This is a genomic window from Empedobacter brevis NBRC 14943 = ATCC 43319 (assembly GCF_000382425.1).
In the GTDB taxonomy this organism is placed as follows: domain Bacteria; phylum Bacteroidota; class Bacteroidia; order Flavobacteriales; family Weeksellaceae; genus Empedobacter; species Empedobacter brevis.
The window spans coordinates 29,657-46,343 of record NZ_KB908292.1 but is presented as its reverse complement, the minus strand read 5'-3'; the positions used below and the strand labels follow the sequence as shown (position 1 = coordinate 46,343).

The 16,687-nt window shown below is 33.5% G+C and carries 19 protein-coding genes; 14 read left to right on the top strand and 5 right to left on the bottom strand.

What is annotated here, in order from left to right:
* Window positions 1–8 precede the first annotated feature (8 nt).
* The 13 genes from secY (at window position 9) to H277_RS0103385 (ending at window position 10,953) form a co-directional block, all read left to right on the top strand.
* Window positions 9–1,379, top strand: a complete 1,371-nt coding sequence (secY, locus tag H277_RS0103440) for a preprotein translocase subunit SecY (protein WP_019974181.1) — start codon at window positions 9–11, stop codon at window positions 1,377–1,379.
* Between the two features lie 21 nt (window positions 1,380–1,400).
* Window positions 1,401–1,616 carry a translation initiation factor IF-1 gene (infA, locus tag H277_RS0103435; RefSeq protein ID WP_019974180.1) on the top strand — a complete coding sequence of 72 codons (216 nt, stop codon included), beginning with the start codon at window positions 1,401–1,403 and terminating at the stop codon, window positions 1,614–1,616.
* Window positions 1,617–1,692: 76 nt separating this feature from the next.
* Window positions 1,693–1,809, top strand: a complete 117-nt coding sequence (gene ykgO / locus H277_RS19930; RefSeq protein ID WP_013598490.1) for a type B 50S ribosomal protein L36 — start codon at window positions 1,693–1,695, stop codon at window positions 1,807–1,809.
* Between the two features lie 12 nt (window positions 1,810–1,821).
* Window positions 1,822–2,199, top strand: a complete 378-nt coding sequence (gene rpsM / locus H277_RS0103430; RefSeq protein WP_019974179.1) for a 30S ribosomal protein S13 — start codon at window positions 1,822–1,824, stop codon at window positions 2,197–2,199.
* Between the two features lie 11 nt (window positions 2,200–2,210).
* Entirely contained in the window at window positions 2,211–2,600 is a 390-nt protein-coding gene (gene rpsK / locus H277_RS0103425; protein WP_019974178.1) for a 30S ribosomal protein S11, read from the top strand.
* 44 nt (window positions 2,601–2,644) lie between these two features.
* Window positions 2,645–3,247: a 30S ribosomal protein S4 gene (rpsD, locus tag H277_RS0103420; protein WP_019974177.1), complete on the top strand. Its 603-nt coding sequence runs from the start codon at window positions 2,645–2,647 to the stop codon at window positions 3,245–3,247.
* A gap of 22 nt (window positions 3,248–3,269) precedes the next feature.
* A complete protein-coding gene (locus H277_RS0103415) occupies window positions 3,270–4,262 on the top strand; it encodes a DNA-directed RNA polymerase subunit alpha (protein WP_019974176.1) in 993 nt (330 codons plus the stop codon).
* Window positions 4,263–4,274: 12 nt separating this feature from the next.
* On the top strand, window positions 4,275–4,766 hold the full coding sequence (gene rplQ / locus H277_RS0103410) for a 50S ribosomal protein L17 (RefSeq protein WP_019974175.1): 492 nt from the start codon (window positions 4,275–4,277) through the stop codon (window positions 4,764–4,766).
* A 112-nt stretch (window positions 4,767–4,878) separates the two neighbouring features.
* The gene (locus H277_RS0103405) at window positions 4,879–5,529 is read left to right on the top strand and encodes a porin family protein (RefSeq protein WP_019974174.1); all 651 of its coding nucleotides are present in this window, start codon (window positions 4,879–4,881) and stop codon (window positions 5,527–5,529) included.
* 159 nt (window positions 5,530–5,688) lie between these two features.
* A complete protein-coding gene (locus H277_RS0103400) occupies window positions 5,689–6,759 on the top strand; it encodes a DUF6263 family protein (protein WP_146810506.1) in 1,071 nt (356 codons plus the stop codon).
* Window position 6,760: 1 nt separating this feature from the next.
* Window positions 6,761–7,018 (top strand): hypothetical protein, encoded by a 258-nt coding sequence (locus H277_RS0103395; RefSeq protein ID WP_019974172.1) that lies wholly within the window; start codon window positions 6,761–6,763, stop codon window positions 7,016–7,018.
* A complete protein-coding gene (locus tag H277_RS0103390; protein ID WP_033422558.1) occupies window positions 7,008–9,653 on the top strand; it encodes a YfhO family protein in 2,646 nt (881 codons plus the stop codon). The genes H277_RS0103395 and H277_RS0103390 overlap by 11 nt, the downstream gene beginning before the upstream one ends.
* Window positions 9,654–9,660: 7 nt before the next feature.
* Window positions 9,661–10,953 carry a glycosyltransferase gene (locus H277_RS0103385; protein WP_019974170.1) on the top strand — a complete coding sequence of 431 codons (1,293 nt, stop codon included), beginning with the start codon at window positions 9,661–9,663 and terminating at the stop codon, window positions 10,951–10,953.
* A 15-nt stretch (window positions 10,954–10,968) separates the two neighbouring features.
* On the opposite strand, the gene H277_RS20475 is transcribed toward H277_RS0103385, so the two are convergent.
* Genes H277_RS20475 through H277_RS0103360 form a run of 5 tightly spaced genes read right to left on the bottom strand, consistent with a single transcriptional unit; the run spans window position 10,969 to window position 14,147 of the window.
* Window positions 10,969–11,361, bottom strand: a complete 393-nt coding sequence (locus tag H277_RS20475; protein ID WP_019974169.1) for a hypothetical protein — start codon at window positions 11,359–11,361, stop codon at window positions 10,969–10,971.
* 45 nt (window positions 11,362–11,406) lie between these two features.
* Window positions 11,407–11,574 (bottom strand): DUF6705 family protein, encoded by a 168-nt coding sequence (locus H277_RS20470; protein ID WP_019974168.1) that lies wholly within the window; start codon window positions 11,572–11,574, stop codon window positions 11,407–11,409.
* The gene (locus H277_RS0103370; protein ID WP_019974167.1) at window positions 11,575–12,180 is read right to left on the bottom strand and encodes a DUF6705 family protein; all 606 of its coding nucleotides are present in this window, start codon (window positions 12,178–12,180) and stop codon (window positions 11,575–11,577) included.
* The gene (locus tag H277_RS19615) at window positions 12,181–12,795 is read right to left on the bottom strand and encodes a DUF6705 family protein (protein WP_019974166.1); all 615 of its coding nucleotides are present in this window, start codon (window positions 12,793–12,795) and stop codon (window positions 12,181–12,183) included.
* 8 nt (window positions 12,796–12,803) lie between these two features.
* The gene (locus H277_RS0103360; protein WP_146810809.1) at window positions 12,804–14,147 is read right to left on the bottom strand and encodes a hypothetical protein; all 1,344 of its coding nucleotides are present in this window, start codon (window positions 14,145–14,147) and stop codon (window positions 12,804–12,806) included.
* 220 nt (window positions 14,148–14,367) lie between these two features.
* Between H277_RS0103360 and H277_RS0103355 the strand changes: the two genes are divergently transcribed.
* The gene (locus tag H277_RS0103355) at window positions 14,368–16,635 is read left to right on the top strand and encodes an NADP-dependent malic enzyme (RefSeq protein ID WP_019974164.1); all 2,268 of its coding nucleotides are present in this window, start codon (window positions 14,368–14,370) and stop codon (window positions 16,633–16,635) included.
* Window positions 16,636–16,687: the final 52 nt, after the last annotated feature.

Genomic DNA, 16,687 nt, shown 5'->3' with positions numbered 1-16,687 from the left:
TTTTATAGATGAAAGGGTTTATACAGACCATAAAAAATATCTGGAGCATAAAAGAATTGAAGGATAAGTTACTTGTAACTATCCTTCTATTATTGGTTTATAGATTCGGTTCTCATATTCCACTTCCAGGTGTCGATATTAACGAGGTTAATCGTTTTGTTGCAGACCAAGAAAATGCAAATTCAGGAATTTTAGGATTATTAAACTCTTTTACCGGAGGTTCTTTCAAAAGAGCTTCCGTATTTGCGTTAGGAATTATGCCTTATATCTCTGCTTCGATTGTTGTACAATTGATGGGATTAGCAGTACCTTACATCCAAAAACTACAAAAAGAAGGAGAAAGCGGACGTAACAAAGTAAATCAAATTACGAGATGGTTAACAATCGGGATTTGTTTGGTGCAAGCACCAGCATACCTTACATTGGTAACTTCTCAGATTTTACCTTACGATCCAACTTCATCATATGCTATCTATGTAATTCCTCCAACTAACTTTTGGTTCTGGTTCCCTTCAACAATCATTTTGATTACGGGAACAATCTTTGCCATGTGGATGGGAGAAAAAATTACTGACAAAGGTATAGGTAACGGTATTTCAATCTTAATTATGGTTGGTATCTTGGCCGACTTACCAAAAGCAATATTTAATGCATTTGAAGTAGACCCTTCAAACGGTATTTTCTTCTTGATAGAAATGTTAGGGTTAATCCTAGTTATTGCAATGTGTATTATGATTGTTGCAGCGGTGCGTAAAGTACCAGTACAATATGTAAGAAGAGCGCAAACTTCAAGTAGCTCATATATGAGATCAGTTACAGATTCTGTACGTTCATATATTCCACTTAAAGTAAATGCAGCAGGTGTAATGCCTATTATCTTCGCACAAGCAATTATGTTTTTACCAGGAACATTGGCAAACTATTTCTTAGACGAAGGAAGTCCAATAAAAGCATTCTTCGCGAAAATGGCAGATCCGTTTACGTGGGAATACAACTTGATTTTTGGGTTACTAATTATTGTCTTCACTTATTTTTATACTGCGATTACAATTCCAGTTAATCAGATGGCAGAAGACCTTAAACGTAACGGAGGAATCATCCCTGGAATCCGTCCTGGAAAAGAAACTGCAAATTTTTTAGACGAAATTTTATCAAAAATTACGTTACCTGGAGCAATTTTACTAACTTTGCTTGCTGTTTTGCCAGCGATTGTAAAATTATTAGGTGTAGAACAGAGCTTAGCAATGTTCTTTGGAGGTACATCGATGTTAATTATGGTGGGAGTTATCTTAGATACTGTACAGCAAATTAATACCTATTTATTAAATCACCGTTACGATGGTTTAATGTCTTCAGGTAGAACTTCAAGAGATATCTAATAAGATTATTTAAAAAGATTTATGGCTAAACAAAAACATATTGAACAAGACGGTACGATTACAGAAGCATTATCTAATGCAATGTTCCGTGTCGAATTAGAAAATGGACATGTTGTAACATGTAATATATCTGGTAAAATGCGTATGCATTACATTAAGCTATTACCAGGTGATAGAGTTAAAATAGAGATGTCTCCTTATGACTTAACAAAAGGTAGAATATCTTATAGATACTAAAAAAATAATTTAACGACTGGTGATAGAGTTAATGTTTCGACGTTAACTCTATCGGATTATAAATAAATTTACAAAGATGAAAATTAGAGCATCCATTAAAAAGAGAAGTGCTGACTGTAAGATTGTACGTCGTAAAGGACGTTTGTATGTGATCAACAAAAAGAATCCTAAGTTTAAACAAAGACAAGGTTAATTATTTAGAATTATGGCAAGAATTTCAGGTGTAGATTTACCTAAAAACAAAAGAGGGGTAATCGGACTTACATACATTTACGGGATCGGAAGAAGCAGTGCTTCTAAAATCTTAGCTGAAAATAACATTTCAGAAGATAAGAAAGTTAGCGAATGGACTGATGAAGAAATCAACGGAATCCGTGCATCGATCAATGAAACTTTCAAAGTAGAAGGTGAATTAAGATCAGAAATCCAATTAAACATCAAACGTTTAATGGATATCGGATGTCAACGAGGTATTCGTCACAGATTAGGTTTACCATTACGTGGTCAAAGAACTAAAAACAACTCACGTACAAGAAAAGGTAAAAAGAAAACAGTTGCTAACAAGAAAAAAGCCACTAAATAATAAGTAGGATCATGGCAAAAAATCAGAAAGTAGTAAAGAAAAGAAAAGTAGTTATTGAAGCTACTGGACAAGCTCATATTCAAGCATCGTTTAACAACGTTATCGTTACTTTAACTAACAAAAACGGTGAAGTTATCTCTTGGTCTTCAGCAGGTAAAATGGGATTCCGTGGATCTAAAAAGAACACTCCTTACGCTGCTCAAGTAGCTGCTCAAGATGCAACAACAGTTGCTTATGAAGCAGGATTAAGAAGAGTAAAAGTATTCGTGAAAGGACCAGGTCAAGGTCGTGAATCTGCTATTAGAACAATTCATAACGGTGGTATCGAAGTTTCTGAGATCGTTGATGTTACTCCATTACCACACAATGGATGTCGTCCACCTAAAAAGAGAAGAGTATAATCATTTTTCTCATTTAATTATTTAATATTTAATAGTAACAAATCATGGCAAGATATACAGGACCAAAAACTAAAATTGCAAGAAAATTTGGACAACCAATTTTCGGTGACGATAAATCTTTTGAGAAAAAGAAATATCCTCCAGGGCAACACGGACCTAACAAAAGAAGAGCTAAAAAATCAGAATACGCTATTCAGTTAACTGAAAAACAAAAAGCGAAATATACTTACGGTATCTTAGAGAAACAATTTGCTAACTTATACAAGAAAGCAAATGCTTCTAAAGGAATTACAGGTGAAGTATTATTACAATTATGTGAATCTCGTTTAGACAACGTAGTTTACCGTTTAGGTATCGCAAACTCACGTAGTGCTGCACGTCAATTAGTATCTCACAAACACGTAACTGTAAACGGAGAAATCGTGAACATCCCATCTTACCAATTAAAAGCTGGTGATGTTATAGCTGTTAGAGAAAAATCTAAATCTTTAGCTGCTATCACAAACTCTTTACACGCACGTCGCGAGTACGATTGGTTAGTTTGGAACGATGAGCAAAAAGCTGGTACTTTCACAAAAGCTCCAGAAAGAGTTCAAATTCCAGAAGATATCAAAGAGCAATTAATCGTCGAGTTATATTCTAAATAAACCTTAAAATCAGACTAATAAAATGACTATTTTAAATTTCATCAAACCTGACAAAGTAATCTTAGTAGAGTCTGACTCTAAATTTGGACAATTCGAATTCCGTCCATTAGAGCCAGGATACGGGATTACAGTTGGAAATGCTCTACGTAGAGTTTTACTTTCTTCATTAGAAGGATATGCGATCACTTCAATTAAAATTGAAGGTGTTGAGCACGAATTTTCAACTATTCCAGGAGTAGTGGAAGATGTTACAGAGATCATTTTAAATCTGAAAAAGGTTCGTTTTAAGAAACAAATTGATGAATCAGATGCTGAAACTGTAACTGCTACTATCTCAGGGCAAGATCAATTAACAGCAGGTGATTTAGGGAAATTTATTTCTGGATTCCAAGTTTTAAACCCTGAATTAGTAATCGCTAACTTAGACGCTAAAGTAAATGTAACCATTACATTTACAATCGAAAAAGGGAGAGGATACGTACCAGCTGATGAGAATAAAAAGGCTTCTGCGCCAATCGGTACTATAGCAATTGACTCTATTTACACTCCTATTAAGAATGTAAGATATGCAATTGAAAACCATCGTGTAGAACAAAAAACTGATTATGAAAAATTAGTTTTTGAAATCACTACAGATGGATCTATAACACCTCAAGATGCTTTAACTGAAGCAGCTAAAATCTTAATTCACCACTTTATGTTGTTCTCAGACGAGAGAATTACATTGGAAGCAGAAGAAGTTGCATCTGGTGAAACTTACGATGAAGAAGCGTTACATATGCGCCAATTATTGAAAACAAAATTGGTAGATATGGATTTATCAGTAAGAGCATTAAATTGTTTAAAAGCAGCTGAAGTTGAAACATTAGGCGAATTAGTTTCTTTCGCTAAGTCTGACTTAATGAAATTCAGAAACTTTGGTAAGAAATCTCTTACAGAGTTAGAAGAATTGGTGGACAGCAAAGGTCTTAACTTTGGAATGGACATCGTAAAATATAAGTTAGACGTAGAATAATTTTATTAAAAAATGAGACACGGAAAAAAATTTAACCATTTAGGTAGAACTGCCTCTCATAGAAGAGCTTTATTATCTAATTTAGCTATAGCGTTGATTACTCATAAAAGAATCAACACAACAGTAGCAAAGGCTAAAGCATTACAAACATATGTTGAGCCTTTATTGACAAAGTCTAAAACAGACGATACGAACAACCGTCGCGTTGTATTTTCATACTTACAAGATAAGGAAGCTGTAACTGAACTATTCAGAACTGTAGCTCCTAAAATTGCTAATCGTCCAGGAGGATACACTCGTATCATCAAAACTGGTTTCCGTTTAGGAGATTCAGCTGACATGGCAATGATCGAGTTAGTAGATTTCAATGATATCTACACTAACGCGAAAGTTGAAAAGAAAGCAACGACACGTCGTAGTAGAAAAAGTACAAAAACAGAAGAAGCTGCTCCGGCTGCAGAAGCTCCGGCAACAGAAACTGAAAGTACTGAAGAAAAAGCATAATCTATTCGATTATAAATTGAAAAGCCTCCCAAATATGGGAGGCTTTTTTTGTTGATACTTATTTCTTCAACTCTCAATTATTAATATTATTTTTACTATAAAATAGTATTGTATGAAAAAAATCTACACTTTATTAACTTTTATCAGTTTAAGCATGTTTGCGCAAGCGCAAACAACTTTAGGAATGAGATTAGGTTCTAATTTTTCTAATGTTAGCTTTTCAGAAAATAAAGAGCTTATTAACTCTAAATTCAAATTTGGGCCAACAGTAGGTATCTATGTGAACATTCCTGTTGATAAAAATCTTTCAATTCAACCAGAACTTTTATATTCTTCACAAGGTTTCAGAACAAAAGAAGATTTTAGTTTTGAAGGTTTAACGTATGAATCTGAAGGAAAATTTAAAACAGACTATATTGCCTTACCTGTTCTTGCAAAATATAAGATGGAGAATGGAATGACTTTCGAAGTAGGTCCGCAACTTTCCTATTTTTATTTGGGAAAATATACACGTCAAGTAGATATCAGGAATTATCAAGGTATTATTCAAACAATTTCTCAACGAGTAGATCTAAAAGATGATATTGATGATTTTAAAGATTTGGACTTTTCTGTAGTTGGAGGAATTGGGTATGATTTTAAATTCGGTGCTTCTATCAATGCGCGTTATACATACGGAATAACCAATTTTAATAAAGGAGATGACATTAAATCGAGAAATCACTATTTCAGTTTATCGCTTGCTATTCCATTTATCAAATAAGAAAAGCCATTCATTAGAATGGCTTTTCTTATTTGAATTGAATTTATGATAAGTAATTATGTATGATTGATTTAAAATCTTAATGTTAAAAAATCAACTAAAATCCTTATTTTTGGATTGATTTTGGCAATAAACCAATTATCAAACATAAAAATTTATATGAAAAAAATACTATTCATGATGGCTGTCGCAATGGCAGTTGTTTCATGTAAAAAAGAGGATAAAGTTGTAGGAAAAGATAAAGACGGAAAAGAATTAATCGTAAATGAAAAAGGTGATACTGTTGCTAAAACAGAAACGAACGATTCTTTGAAAGTTGATTCTTTAGTAGTAAAACCGGAAGTTGTTGCAATTGCAAAAGATGTTGATGGTAAATATGCTTATAAATACAATTTAGAGATAGGGAAAACTTATCCGATGACGTTAGGTGTCAAAACAACACATACAGCTTCTGATGGAAAACAATCTCAAAAGATGTCAAGCGAAAGTAAAAAGAAAATTGATTATACGGTAAAAGATTTTAAAGACGGAGCTTATACTTTAGAAGTAAAATCTAAACAATATAGCGAGAAGATGACAGATCCTTCAGGAAAATCTATTTCGTATGACACAGATGCTGCGAAGCCTGCGAACAAGGACATTGCAGTTTCATGGTCAATTTACAAAGCGATGACTGGGAAAACGTATACAATGAAAGTTGATCAGAAAGGAAAGGTGCTAAGTGTCGATGGATTAGAAGCGATCAAATCATCGATTCTTAATTCTGTGAAAAAACAAGTAACAGCAGAAGAGTTTAAATTCTTTACAGAAATTATCAACAATTCATTAAACAAAGAAGCTATTTCTTCTCAGTTTGAAGAAACAATGAACATTTTTCCGAATAAAACTTTAGCTTTGAAAGAGTCTTGGAGCGATAGTCAAAAAATTGATAAGGGACCAATGAAAGGAAGCATTTCAATGAAAAGAACCTTAGCAAGTGTAGAACCTTCAAATACGACAATTTCTGTAACAGGCAAACAAGATTTAAAAGGTAACGAATCGCAGCAAGGTGTAACAATGTCTGCAAATAGTAGTGCGAATGTAGATGGAAAAATTTTGTTGGATACGAAATCAGGTTGGATCAACAAAGTTAATTTAACGAAAAAGGAAACATTAAAACGTACAGTGGAAGCGCAAGGTCAAAAACAAACCATGACCGAATCGGTTACAACTGTCACAACAGTGAACTAACATGAAAACAATTCTTTGGATTATTATTCTAGGTATCATTTTCTTAACTATTTTTAGATTTTTAAGAAAAGTCTTTGCGGTCAAAAAAGTTTTTCAGGAAGCAATTAATCAACAAAGAAATGCTTACAATCAGAACCAAAATTCAAACGATTCTCATAGAGAATCACAAGAAAACACATCTTTCGACAAACCGAAATACAATATAGACGCCGAAACGGTGGATTACGAAATAATCGAAGAAAAAAAGGATGAAAAATAAAAAGAATTTACTCTACGTTCTTATCTCATTGCTACTTTTTGTAGTGGTAGCATTGGTCTATTGTGCACCAGTTTTATCAGGGAAATCTGTTATACAGCCTGATATTATCAACTACAAAGGAAGTGCTCAAGAAATGTTGACGTATCAGGAGAAGACAGGTGAAAATGTCTATTGGTCCGATGCCATGTTTGGTGGTATGCCAACCTATCAGACAGGAGCAAAATATAATTTTGATGTGATCAAAACAATTGACGGCGTCTTTAGGTTTTTACCTCGGCCGGCAGATTATATTTTCTTGTTGTTTACTGGTTTCTTCATTCTTGGATTAACAGTTTTCAGAAAGTGGAAATATGCTCTAGTTGGGGCTATTTTCTTTGCATTTGGTTCCTATTATTTCGAATTAATTGCAGCAGGTCACAATGGTAAATTACATACCATTGGTTATTTTGCTCCATTAGTTGCCGGAATCCTTCTATTGTACCGTAAAAAATACATGGCAGGTTTTGTCTTGACAACCTTGTTTATGGGGTTGCAATTACAAGCCAACCACATTCAAATGACCTATTATTTGTTCTTGGCGATGTTGGTTTTTGCAATCGTTCAGTTTATTGACAGTTTAAAGAAAAAAGAATTGCCTGATTTCTTTAAATCATCAGCATTGGTAGTTGTTGCTGTAATAATAGCAGCAGGATTAAATGCAAACCGATTGTTATCAACTTACGAATACAGTAAGGAAACAACACGCGGAAAGTCTGAAATGACGTTGCTAAAAAAGAATTCAAACGGATTAGATCACGATTATATTACACAATGGAGCTATGGAAAATTGGAAACATTGAATTTGTTTATTCCGAATTTAATGGGAGGTGGTTCTCAAACGAATCCTGAAGATTTAACAAACTATACCTCCGAATTACAAAATACGCAGTATAGTGTTGGTGAGGACGAATTTAATCAGCAAGTTTTTCAAGCGGTAGCAAGTCAACCGCGAAGTGCATATTGGGGAGATCAACCCGGAACTTCAGGTCCTGCTTATCAGGGAGCAGTAGTTGTATTCTTATTTGTCATAGGGTTATTTATGGTTCGTGGAAAATACACGACCTATAAAAAATGGTTAGCGGGAGCAACATTCTTAAGCTTTATTTTAGCTTGGGGAAAGAATTTACCTTTTGTGACGAATCTGTTTATTGACTATTTCCCAATGTATGATAAATTCCGCGCCGTTTCTTCCATTTTAGTTATTGCCGAGTTTACAATGCCTTTCTTAGCGATATTGACGTTGTACTATTTCTTTAATTCTGAAGAGTCGGATGAGTTCAAAAAGAAAGTGCTTTATATAGCTGGTGGTTCTACAATTGGTATTTTACTGATTTTCTTCTTATTTGGAGGAATGATTTTTCCTTTTACGTCAGAAAATGAGAAGTTGATGACTGAACAATTCATTGGTCAAATTCAACAAGCCAACCCAAATGCAATTGGACTATGGGATGGATTAATTAAACGATTGGACGAAGCTTTGATACAAGATAGAATTACAATGTTCAAAGCTGATACAGCTCGTACATTAATTTTTGTTCTTTGTACAATGGCTTTATTATTGGGTTATTTATTTAAATTGATCAAAAAACCAATTATTGTCGTTTTAGGAATTGGTGCGTTAGCTTTTATTGATGGATTTACGGTTAATAAAAGATATTTGAATGAAGATAATTTTGTATCAAAATATATTGTTGATAATCCGTTTCCGACTGAAATGTCACCTCGTTTGCAAACTGAAGCCCAGAATAACAACAATGTAGCACAAATTGCATATAAAGTTCCTTTGAATAATTTGTTATCAAATATTGCGAAACAAGATCCATCGCATTTCCGTGTTTACAATACAGCTTCAAGTACATTTAACGAAGCAGGAACTTCTTACTTTGTTCCATCTGTAGGAGGTTACCATGCGGCAAAGCTAGGGAAATATCAAGATGTTGTTGATATTTATTTTTCTCAAAATCCGCAATTAAAACAGTATGGAATAAAGGATGAAACAGGATTGATCAATGTATTGAATATGTTGAATACAAAATACATTATTCATGGAAGCCCAAGTGAGCCACAAGTTCAACAAAATCCGACAGCTTTAGGAAGTGCATGGCTGGCTTCAAATATTAAGTGGACAGAAAATGCGAATGATGAAATCCTGGCAATTAATTCTATACCTGTTAATAACACGGTTATCTTACGTAAAGATTTAGTTGAAAATAAGAATCTGAATGTTTCAGCGGATGAAAACGCTAAGATTGAATTGGTGGAGTATTCTCCAATGAAAATGACCTATAAATCTTCATCACATACAGATCAGATTGCGGTTTTCTCAGAGGTTTATTATCCGCATGGATGGATAGCAACAGTTGATGGAAAAGAAGTGCCAATTGAAAAAGCAAACTATGTGCTGCGTGCAGTTCCTGTTCAGAAAGGAAATCATACGATCGTACTGGAATTTAAACCGCAAGTCATTTCAACAGGAAATATCATTGTGATTATTTCAAATATTCTGCTTCTACTTGTTGTGGCCGGTGGTCTTTATTTGGGATACAAAAAATGTACTTCAAAAGCGAATTTAAACGTAGCGACTGAAAACGCTTAATCTTAGCATGAAAAAAATATTAATCATCACCTATTATTGGCCTCCTGCGGGAGGCCCTGGTGTTCAGAGATGGTTGAAATTCACAAAATATCTTCCGGAATTTGGATATGAAACGTATGTCTATATCCCGGAAAATCCTTCTTATCCAATTCTTGATGAAACCTTGGCAAAAGATGTCAATCCAAAAGTTAAGCTAATCAAGAATAAAATTTGGGAACCTTATCAATTAGCGGAAAAACTGAACCCGAAAAATAAAGCGTACAAAGGAGGACATTTTGAGAAAAAAGAGAATCAATCTTTGTTGTCAAAATTATCAGTTTTTGTTCGTGGAAATTTCTTTATTCCCGATGCACGTAAGTTTTGGGTAAATCCTTCTGTAGCATATTTAAAAGACTTTTTACAGAAAGAAAATATTGATACCATTGTAACTTCAGGTCCACCTCATAGTCTTCATTTAATTGGTTTGAAGTTGAAAAAACAACTCCCGAATATTAAATGGTTGGCAGATTTTCGAGATCCCTGGACACAAATCAGTTACCACAAAGAATTGAAATTAACTTCTTGGGCTGCCAAAAAACACGAGAATTTGGAACGGGAAGTGATGCAAAAAGCAGATGTTATTCTTGCAACAAGTTATGCTGATGGAGAGAATTTCAAGAAGATAGGAGCGAAATGGGTCGAAGTGATAACAAATGGTTTTGAAGAGGTAAAACAACAAACAGAAAAAGATCAGAAATATTTCCATTTGACATATTCAGGAGGATTGGAAATACTTCGAAACCCGGCTTCTTTATGGAAAGCACTGTCAGAGATTATAGCTGAAAACCAATCGTTCAAAGAAGATTTTAAACTCGATTTTTATGGTTCTTTGGCAGATGACGTAAAACAAACAATAATTGACCAGGGATTAGAAAATAATTTGATTGTCCACGGTTATGTTTCGCATCAAGAATCATTGAATGCAATAAATGCTGCAAACATCTTATTGTTGACAAATTTCGATAACCAAGCTTCGAAAGGAATTATCCCGGGAAAACTATTTGAATATATGGCAACCGGGAATCCGATTTTAGCGATTGGACCAACAGATGCTGATGTCGAAAAAATACTACAAAAAACAGAGGCAGGAAACTATTTTATGCCTCAACAAGTGGAAGAGATGAAAGGTTTCATACTTTCTGTTTATAAACAATGGTTGGTGAATCCGAATCAAAAATTTGAAACAAACAAAAAAGAGGTACAACAATTTAACCGCAAAAATTTGACCTCAAAATTGGTTGAAGTAATGAATAGACTTTAGTACAGCATTTTTCATTTATTCTATTTTTTGTGTAGAATCAGTAAATTTTATTAAGATCATTTCATAAGGTAATGACATGGTGTCACCAAAGGTTGATGTTTCGTCTATATCGTGTAGATAGGGACATTTCTCAAAATTGGGGTTCATCTCAAATTCTCTGCGCATCTTCCAAATGAGTTGGTTAGGATTTGAAGGGTCTTTTTCTATTTTAGCATTTCCGCTGATATCACAATTTAATGGGTCCTTAAATGTAAGCATGTATTTATTTTGATTTTTAACAAAACCGATTCCTCTTAGAGGAACCTCATAATACTCGTACGTAGTAAGAATTGAATTGTAAATAATTTGATTATTGATTTCTAATTTATATCCTCCAATAATTAAATCTTCATAGTAATGAGGCCCCATATAGGTTCTCGTTTAATCAATTTTTTAAAATTAATGGTGTATTTTTTATCTCCATCTGTATAGCCCCCATGTACCCACAAACTGGTTGAGTTCGTTGTTAAGATCTTTGTAATACGTTCCTTCCGGATAATCTCCATAACCTGCTCTTAAAGAAACTTCTGTCTGAGCTTGAATATGGATACTTAATAATATGAAGAAGAAGAATATTTTCATTTATTCTATTTTTTGTGTAGAATCAGTAAATTTTATTAAGATCATTTCATAAGGTAATGACATGGTGTCACCAAAAGTTGATGTTTCGTCTATATCGTGTAGATAGGGACATTTCTCAAAATTGGGGTTCATCTCAAATTCTCTGCGCATCTTCCAAATGAGTTGGTTAGGATTTGAAAGGTTTTTTTCTATTACAGCTTTTCCATTTATATCACAATTTAATGGGTCTTCGAAGATAATGATATACTTATTTTCATTTTTGACAAAATTAATACCGTTCAAACTTGCATCGTAAAAATTATAACTAGAAATAATGGAATTATATATAACTTGATTATTTACTTCTAATTTATATCCCCCTATCAACATATCTTTATAATAATGAGGTCCCCATGTAGATTCCCATTTAATCAATTTTTTAAAATTAATGGTGTATTTTTTACTTCCATTTGTATAGGTCCATGTACCCACAAACTGGTTGAGTTCGCTGTTTAGATCTTTGTAATACGTTCCTTCCGGATAATCTCCATAACCTGCTATTAAAGAAACTTCTGTCTGAGCTTGAATATGGATACTTAATAATATGAAGAAGAATATTATTTTCATTTATTCTATTTTTTGTGTAGAATCAGTAAATTTTGTTAAGATCATTTCATAGGGTAATGACATGGTGTCACCAAAAGTTGATGTTTCGTCTATATTGTGTAAATAGGGACATTTCTCAAAATTTGGGTTCATCTCAAATTCTCTGTACATTTTCCAAATGAGTTGGTTTATGTTTGAAGGGTCTTTTTCTATTTTAACATTTCCGCTGATATCACAATTTAATGGGTCTTCAAAGGTGATGATATATTTATTTTGATTTTTGACAAAACCGATTCCTCTTAGAGGAGCTTCATAATATTCATATAAAGTAAGAATTGAATTGTAAATAATTTGATTATTGACCTCTAGTTTATACCCCCCTATCAACATATCTTTATAATAATGAGGTCCCCAGTTAAACTCTTCTTTAATCAATTTTTTAAAATTAATGGTGTATTTTTTACTTCCTTCTGTATAGGTCCATGTACCCACAAATTGGTTGAGTTCGTTGTTAACATCTTTTAAATAGGCTCCTTCAGGTAATTCTGCTAATGGAGTTTTTAAAGGAATTATTTGACTTTGACTAAAGATTTTTAGACTTGCCAAAAAGATTATTATTAAAATTATCTTTTTCATATTATTGTTTATTTACACATTGTACGCTTTACATTTCCATTGTTGTCAAATTCTAATTTTTCCCACGAATTCATGTCATCGGTCATGCGGTACATAACAATACCTGTTTCATGGTAGAATTTTTTGAACACTTCGGTGATAAATTTTTCCATATTATTTTTGGAAATATCATCTAATGTTGAGAAATAATAAGACATTCTATATTTATAATTATCTTCAAACCTTTTCCAAAATTCTTTGGCTGTCGCACTTGTATTATTATTATAAACATCCAAGAAATTCTGGTTATTTTCTAACATCATGGTATAAATACCATAATTTCCAACCACTATACCATAGCTGTCGTTGTTCGATAAACCTCGGTCTGCTCTCGCTTTTAACATATTGAGATAAGTGTTTATATCTGTTATAGATGGAATACCTAATGAGTTTTCTTTTGTAGGGTGAGTATGGGCAAAACCAAAAATCTCAGGTCTATAATAATTTATCCCAAAATTTATAGAGCCGCTTTCGGCAGATTTAGGATTTAAATAGACATTTTGAGCAGCAGAATTTAAATTAGGGTTGTCTTTCGGATTTGTATTAATAAATCCATGTTCCCGCTGCGTATCACTAACTTTTGGTTTAAGATCAGTTAATTTTTGTTTGAACATATTATCGTTCTTCAATTTATTCTTCAAATTTTTACAAGGGTCATGGTGTTGGTTATTGTCAGAACCTCCGCCACCTCCTCCCATATCAGAAGGATTTTCTCCACTTGGAATTATAGGTCCATTATCCGTATTTCCATCAGGGGAACCACCACCACCTTCGTTACAAACAACTTTTGTTTTCCAACCGTCCGATATACAATCATCATCACTATGCCAATGCCCGTAATCACAAGGGGCATATACCAGAACGTAGCAGTTTGGGCCTGATCTATGATGCAGATCTTTGTATAATGTTTCGACTTTTACAATTTTATTATCGGACAAAATAAATTTCAAGATATATTTAGTCATTAAATCAGCTTCTTTATGAAGAACCAAATTGTATAAAACGTTAGTTTCGTTGTCTTCCTTTTTAGGAAAAAGTTTAATCGCAAAATTGGCCACTTGATTGGAGACAATTGTTTTTACGATGATAGAATCCATTGTATAATTTTGTAAAATAGAGTCAAAATCATTCGATTCTTTTTTGTTAAAATCATTTGTTATAAACAAGTGACGATTAAAATCATTAAAATTCAGAATAACCCTGGCGTTTATTTCTGTATCTTTCTTTTCATTGTAGATGGAATTATTATCATCATGGCAAGAAAATAATAAAAAACAGAATGAAAGAATTAGGAGAGTAAATATTTTATTCATGTGTGTTAGGTAGATTGATTTGCTTGAAAATAAGAAATATTTACCTGAAAAACAAATATTTAACAAAAAAAGAAAGATTATTGTTGCATCAAAACCGAATGAAAATTCTATTTCGAGATATAACATGCTATCAAAAAATACCAAAATCCAACATTCATCATAAATGGTTTGGTTAAATTTTACCTAAATTTATTCTTGGAAAAAATAAAACTACAGAGAAATGAATGACAATCGTAAGAAAGACGCATTGAATTACCATTCAATGGGTCAACCGGGAAAGATTGCAGTAGTTCCGACAAAACCGACAAATACGCAACGTGATTTATCTCTTGCTTATTCGCCAGGTGTTGCGGAACCTTGTTTGGAGATTGAAAAAGATCCTGAAAATGCCTATAAATACACGGCAAAAGGAAACTTAGTCGCAGTAATTAGTAATGGAACAGCAGTTTTAGGTCTGGGAGATATTGGAGCAGTAGCTTCAAAACCTGTGATGGAAGGAAAAGGACTTTTATTCAAAATTTTTGCTGATATCGACGTCTTTGACATCGAATTGGATACAAAGAATGTGGATGAATTTATCAATACAGTAAAAGCTTTAGAGCCAACTTTTGGAGGAATTAATTTAGAAGATATTAAAGCACCTGAATGTTTTGAAATTGAAAAACGTTTGAAAGCTGAAATGAATATTCCTGTGATGCACGATGATCAACATGGAACGGCAATTATTTCCGGAGCCGCTTTGATTAATGCATGTGAATTACAAGGAAAAGATATTTCTAAAGTTAAAATCGTGGTAAATGGAGCAGGAGCAGCTGCTATTTCTTGTACAGGAATGTATATTTCTGTGGGAGCAAAAAAAGAGAATATCGTGATGTTGGATAGTAAAGGTGTTATCCGTTCCGACAGAGACAATCTTGATGCTTCTAAAGCTGAATGGGCGACAGATCGGGATATTTCTACGTTAGCTGATGCTGTAAAAGAGGCCGATGTCTTTATTGGGTTATCTGCTGCAGATGTATTGACACCGGAAATGTTGAATACAATGGCTGCCGATCCAATTGTATTGGCAATGGCAAATCCGAATCCGGAAATAGCTTATGATTTGGCGGTATCTACACGTACGGATATTATTATGGGAACTGGTCGCTCAGATTATCCAAATCAGGTGAATAATGTTTTGGGATTCCCATACATATTTAGAGGAGCTTTAGATGTTCGTTCAACGACAATTAATGAAGAGATGAAGATTGCTGCGGTTCATGCAATTGCAGAATTAGCGAAACAGCCTGTTCCTGAAGTTGTCACACAAGCCTATAACAATCATTCTATAAAATTTGGGAAAGAATATATTATTCCAAAACCGAATGATCCTCGTTTATTACCAGAGGTTTCAGCAGCTGTGGCGAAAGCAGCGATAGAAACTGGTGTTGCTAAAAATGAAATCACAGATTTTGAAGCGTATAAATTATCGTTGATTAAACGAATCGGAAAAGAAAGTACGATTATGCGCAATTTAACACAAACTGCAAAATCTAATCCTAAACGAGTTGTTTTTGCTGAAGGAGATCGTTTCGAAATTCTTCGTGCAGCTCAAATTGTGAAAGAAGAAAAAATAGCAATTCCAATTATTTTAGGAAAGAAAAATAAGATTCAACAAATGATCAAAGAGTATATGTTGGATTTGGAAGATGTAGAAATTGTAGACACGAATGCGGAAGAAGATTCCGATCGTTACAACGAATTTGTAGAATTTATCTACAATAAACGTCAACGAAAAGGAATTTCTAAATCAGATGCAAAAAAATTATTGAGAGATCGTAATTATTTTGGTTCATGCATGGTTGAGTTTGGTTATGCAGATGCAATGATTTCGGGGATGACAAAAAATTATTCGCAGGCAATTCGTCCGGCTTTAGAATTAATCGGAGCAGAGGAAGGACAAAAAGTGGCGAGTATGTATATGATGTTAACGGAAAAAGGCCCTGTTTTCTTAGGAGATACGACTGTTAACTTAGAACCGACTTCGGAAGACTTGGTGAATATTACGTTGCAATTCAACGAAACAATTAAGAAGTTTAAAATTCAGCCTAAGATTGCATTATTGTCTTATTCAAATTTTGGATCGAACAAAGGAGAAACGGTTTCTAAAATTCAGAATGCAGTAAATTATTTGCATAAAAATCATCCGGATATTTTAGTAGACGGAGATATTCAAGCAAATTTTGCCGTGAATAAAGAAAAATTACAAAGCAACTTCCCGTTTTCTAAACTAGCCGGAACATATGCCAATACATTGGTTTTTCCTAATCTTGAATCTGCTAATATTTCATACAAATTGTTGCAGGAATTAGGGAACATAGAAGCAGTTGGCCCAATTCTGATCGGAATGAAAAAACCAATTCATTTGTTGCAATTGGATAGCACAGTTCGTGAAATAGTAAATATGGTTACCATTGCTGTAATTGATGCACAACAACATAAGTCGTAAATTACATCATAGTTAATAATAACAAAAAACTCCCTCTTTAGGGAGTTTTTTG

Coding starts and splice junctions, on each gene's coding strand:
- H277_RS0103360 (WP_146810809.1), bottom strand. CDS start 14,147: ATGAATAAAATATTTACTCTCCTAATTCTTTCATTCTGTTTTTTATTA.
- ykgO (WP_013598490.1), top strand. CDS start 1,693: ATGAAAATTAGAGCATCCATTAAAAAGAGAAGTGCTGACTGTAAGATT.
- rpsM (WP_019974179.1), top strand. CDS start 1,822: ATGGCAAGAATTTCAGGTGTAGATTTACCTAAAAACAAAAGAGGGGTA.
- H277_RS0103370 (WP_019974167.1), bottom strand. CDS start 12,180: ATGAAAATAATATTCTTCTTCATATTATTAAGTATCCATATTCAAGCT.
- H277_RS0103385 (WP_019974170.1), top strand. CDS start 9,661: ATGAAAAAAATATTAATCATCACCTATTATTGGCCTCCTGCGGGAGGC.
- rpsK (WP_019974178.1), top strand. CDS start 2,211: ATGGCAAAAAATCAGAAAGTAGTAAAGAAAAGAAAAGTAGTTATTGAA.
- H277_RS20475 (WP_019974169.1), bottom strand. CDS start 11,361: ATGGGGCCTCATTACTATGAAGATTTAATTATTGGAGGATATAAATTA.
- H277_RS19615 (WP_019974166.1), bottom strand. CDS start 12,795: ATGAAAAAGATAATTTTAATAATAATCTTTTTGGCAAGTCTAAAAATC.
- H277_RS0103395 (WP_019974172.1), top strand. CDS start 6,761: ATGAAAACAATTCTTTGGATTATTATTCTAGGTATCATTTTCTTAACT.
- H277_RS0103355 (WP_019974164.1), top strand. CDS start 14,368: ATGAATGACAATCGTAAGAAAGACGCATTGAATTACCATTCAATGGGT.
- H277_RS0103405 (WP_019974174.1), top strand. CDS start 4,879: ATGAAAAAAATCTACACTTTATTAACTTTTATCAGTTTAAGCATGTTT.
- rpsD (WP_019974177.1), top strand. CDS start 2,645: ATGGCAAGATATACAGGACCAAAAACTAAAATTGCAAGAAAATTTGGA.
- rplQ (WP_019974175.1), top strand. CDS start 4,275: ATGAGACACGGAAAAAAATTTAACCATTTAGGTAGAACTGCCTCTCAT.
- H277_RS0103390 (WP_033422558.1), top strand. CDS start 7,008: ATGAAAAATAAAAAGAATTTACTCTACGTTCTTATCTCATTGCTACTT.
- H277_RS20470 (WP_019974168.1), bottom strand. CDS start 11,574: ATGAAAATATTCTTCTTCTTCATATTATTAAGTATCCATATTCAAGCT.
- secY (WP_019974181.1), top strand. CDS start 9: ATGAAAGGGTTTATACAGACCATAAAAAATATCTGGAGCATAAAAGAA.
- H277_RS0103415 (WP_019974176.1), top strand. CDS start 3,270: ATGACTATTTTAAATTTCATCAAACCTGACAAAGTAATCTTAGTAGAG.
- infA (WP_019974180.1), top strand. CDS start 1,401: ATGGCTAAACAAAAACATATTGAACAAGACGGTACGATTACAGAAGCA.
- H277_RS0103400 (WP_146810506.1), top strand. CDS start 5,689: ATGAAAAAAATACTATTCATGATGGCTGTCGCAATGGCAGTTGTTTCA.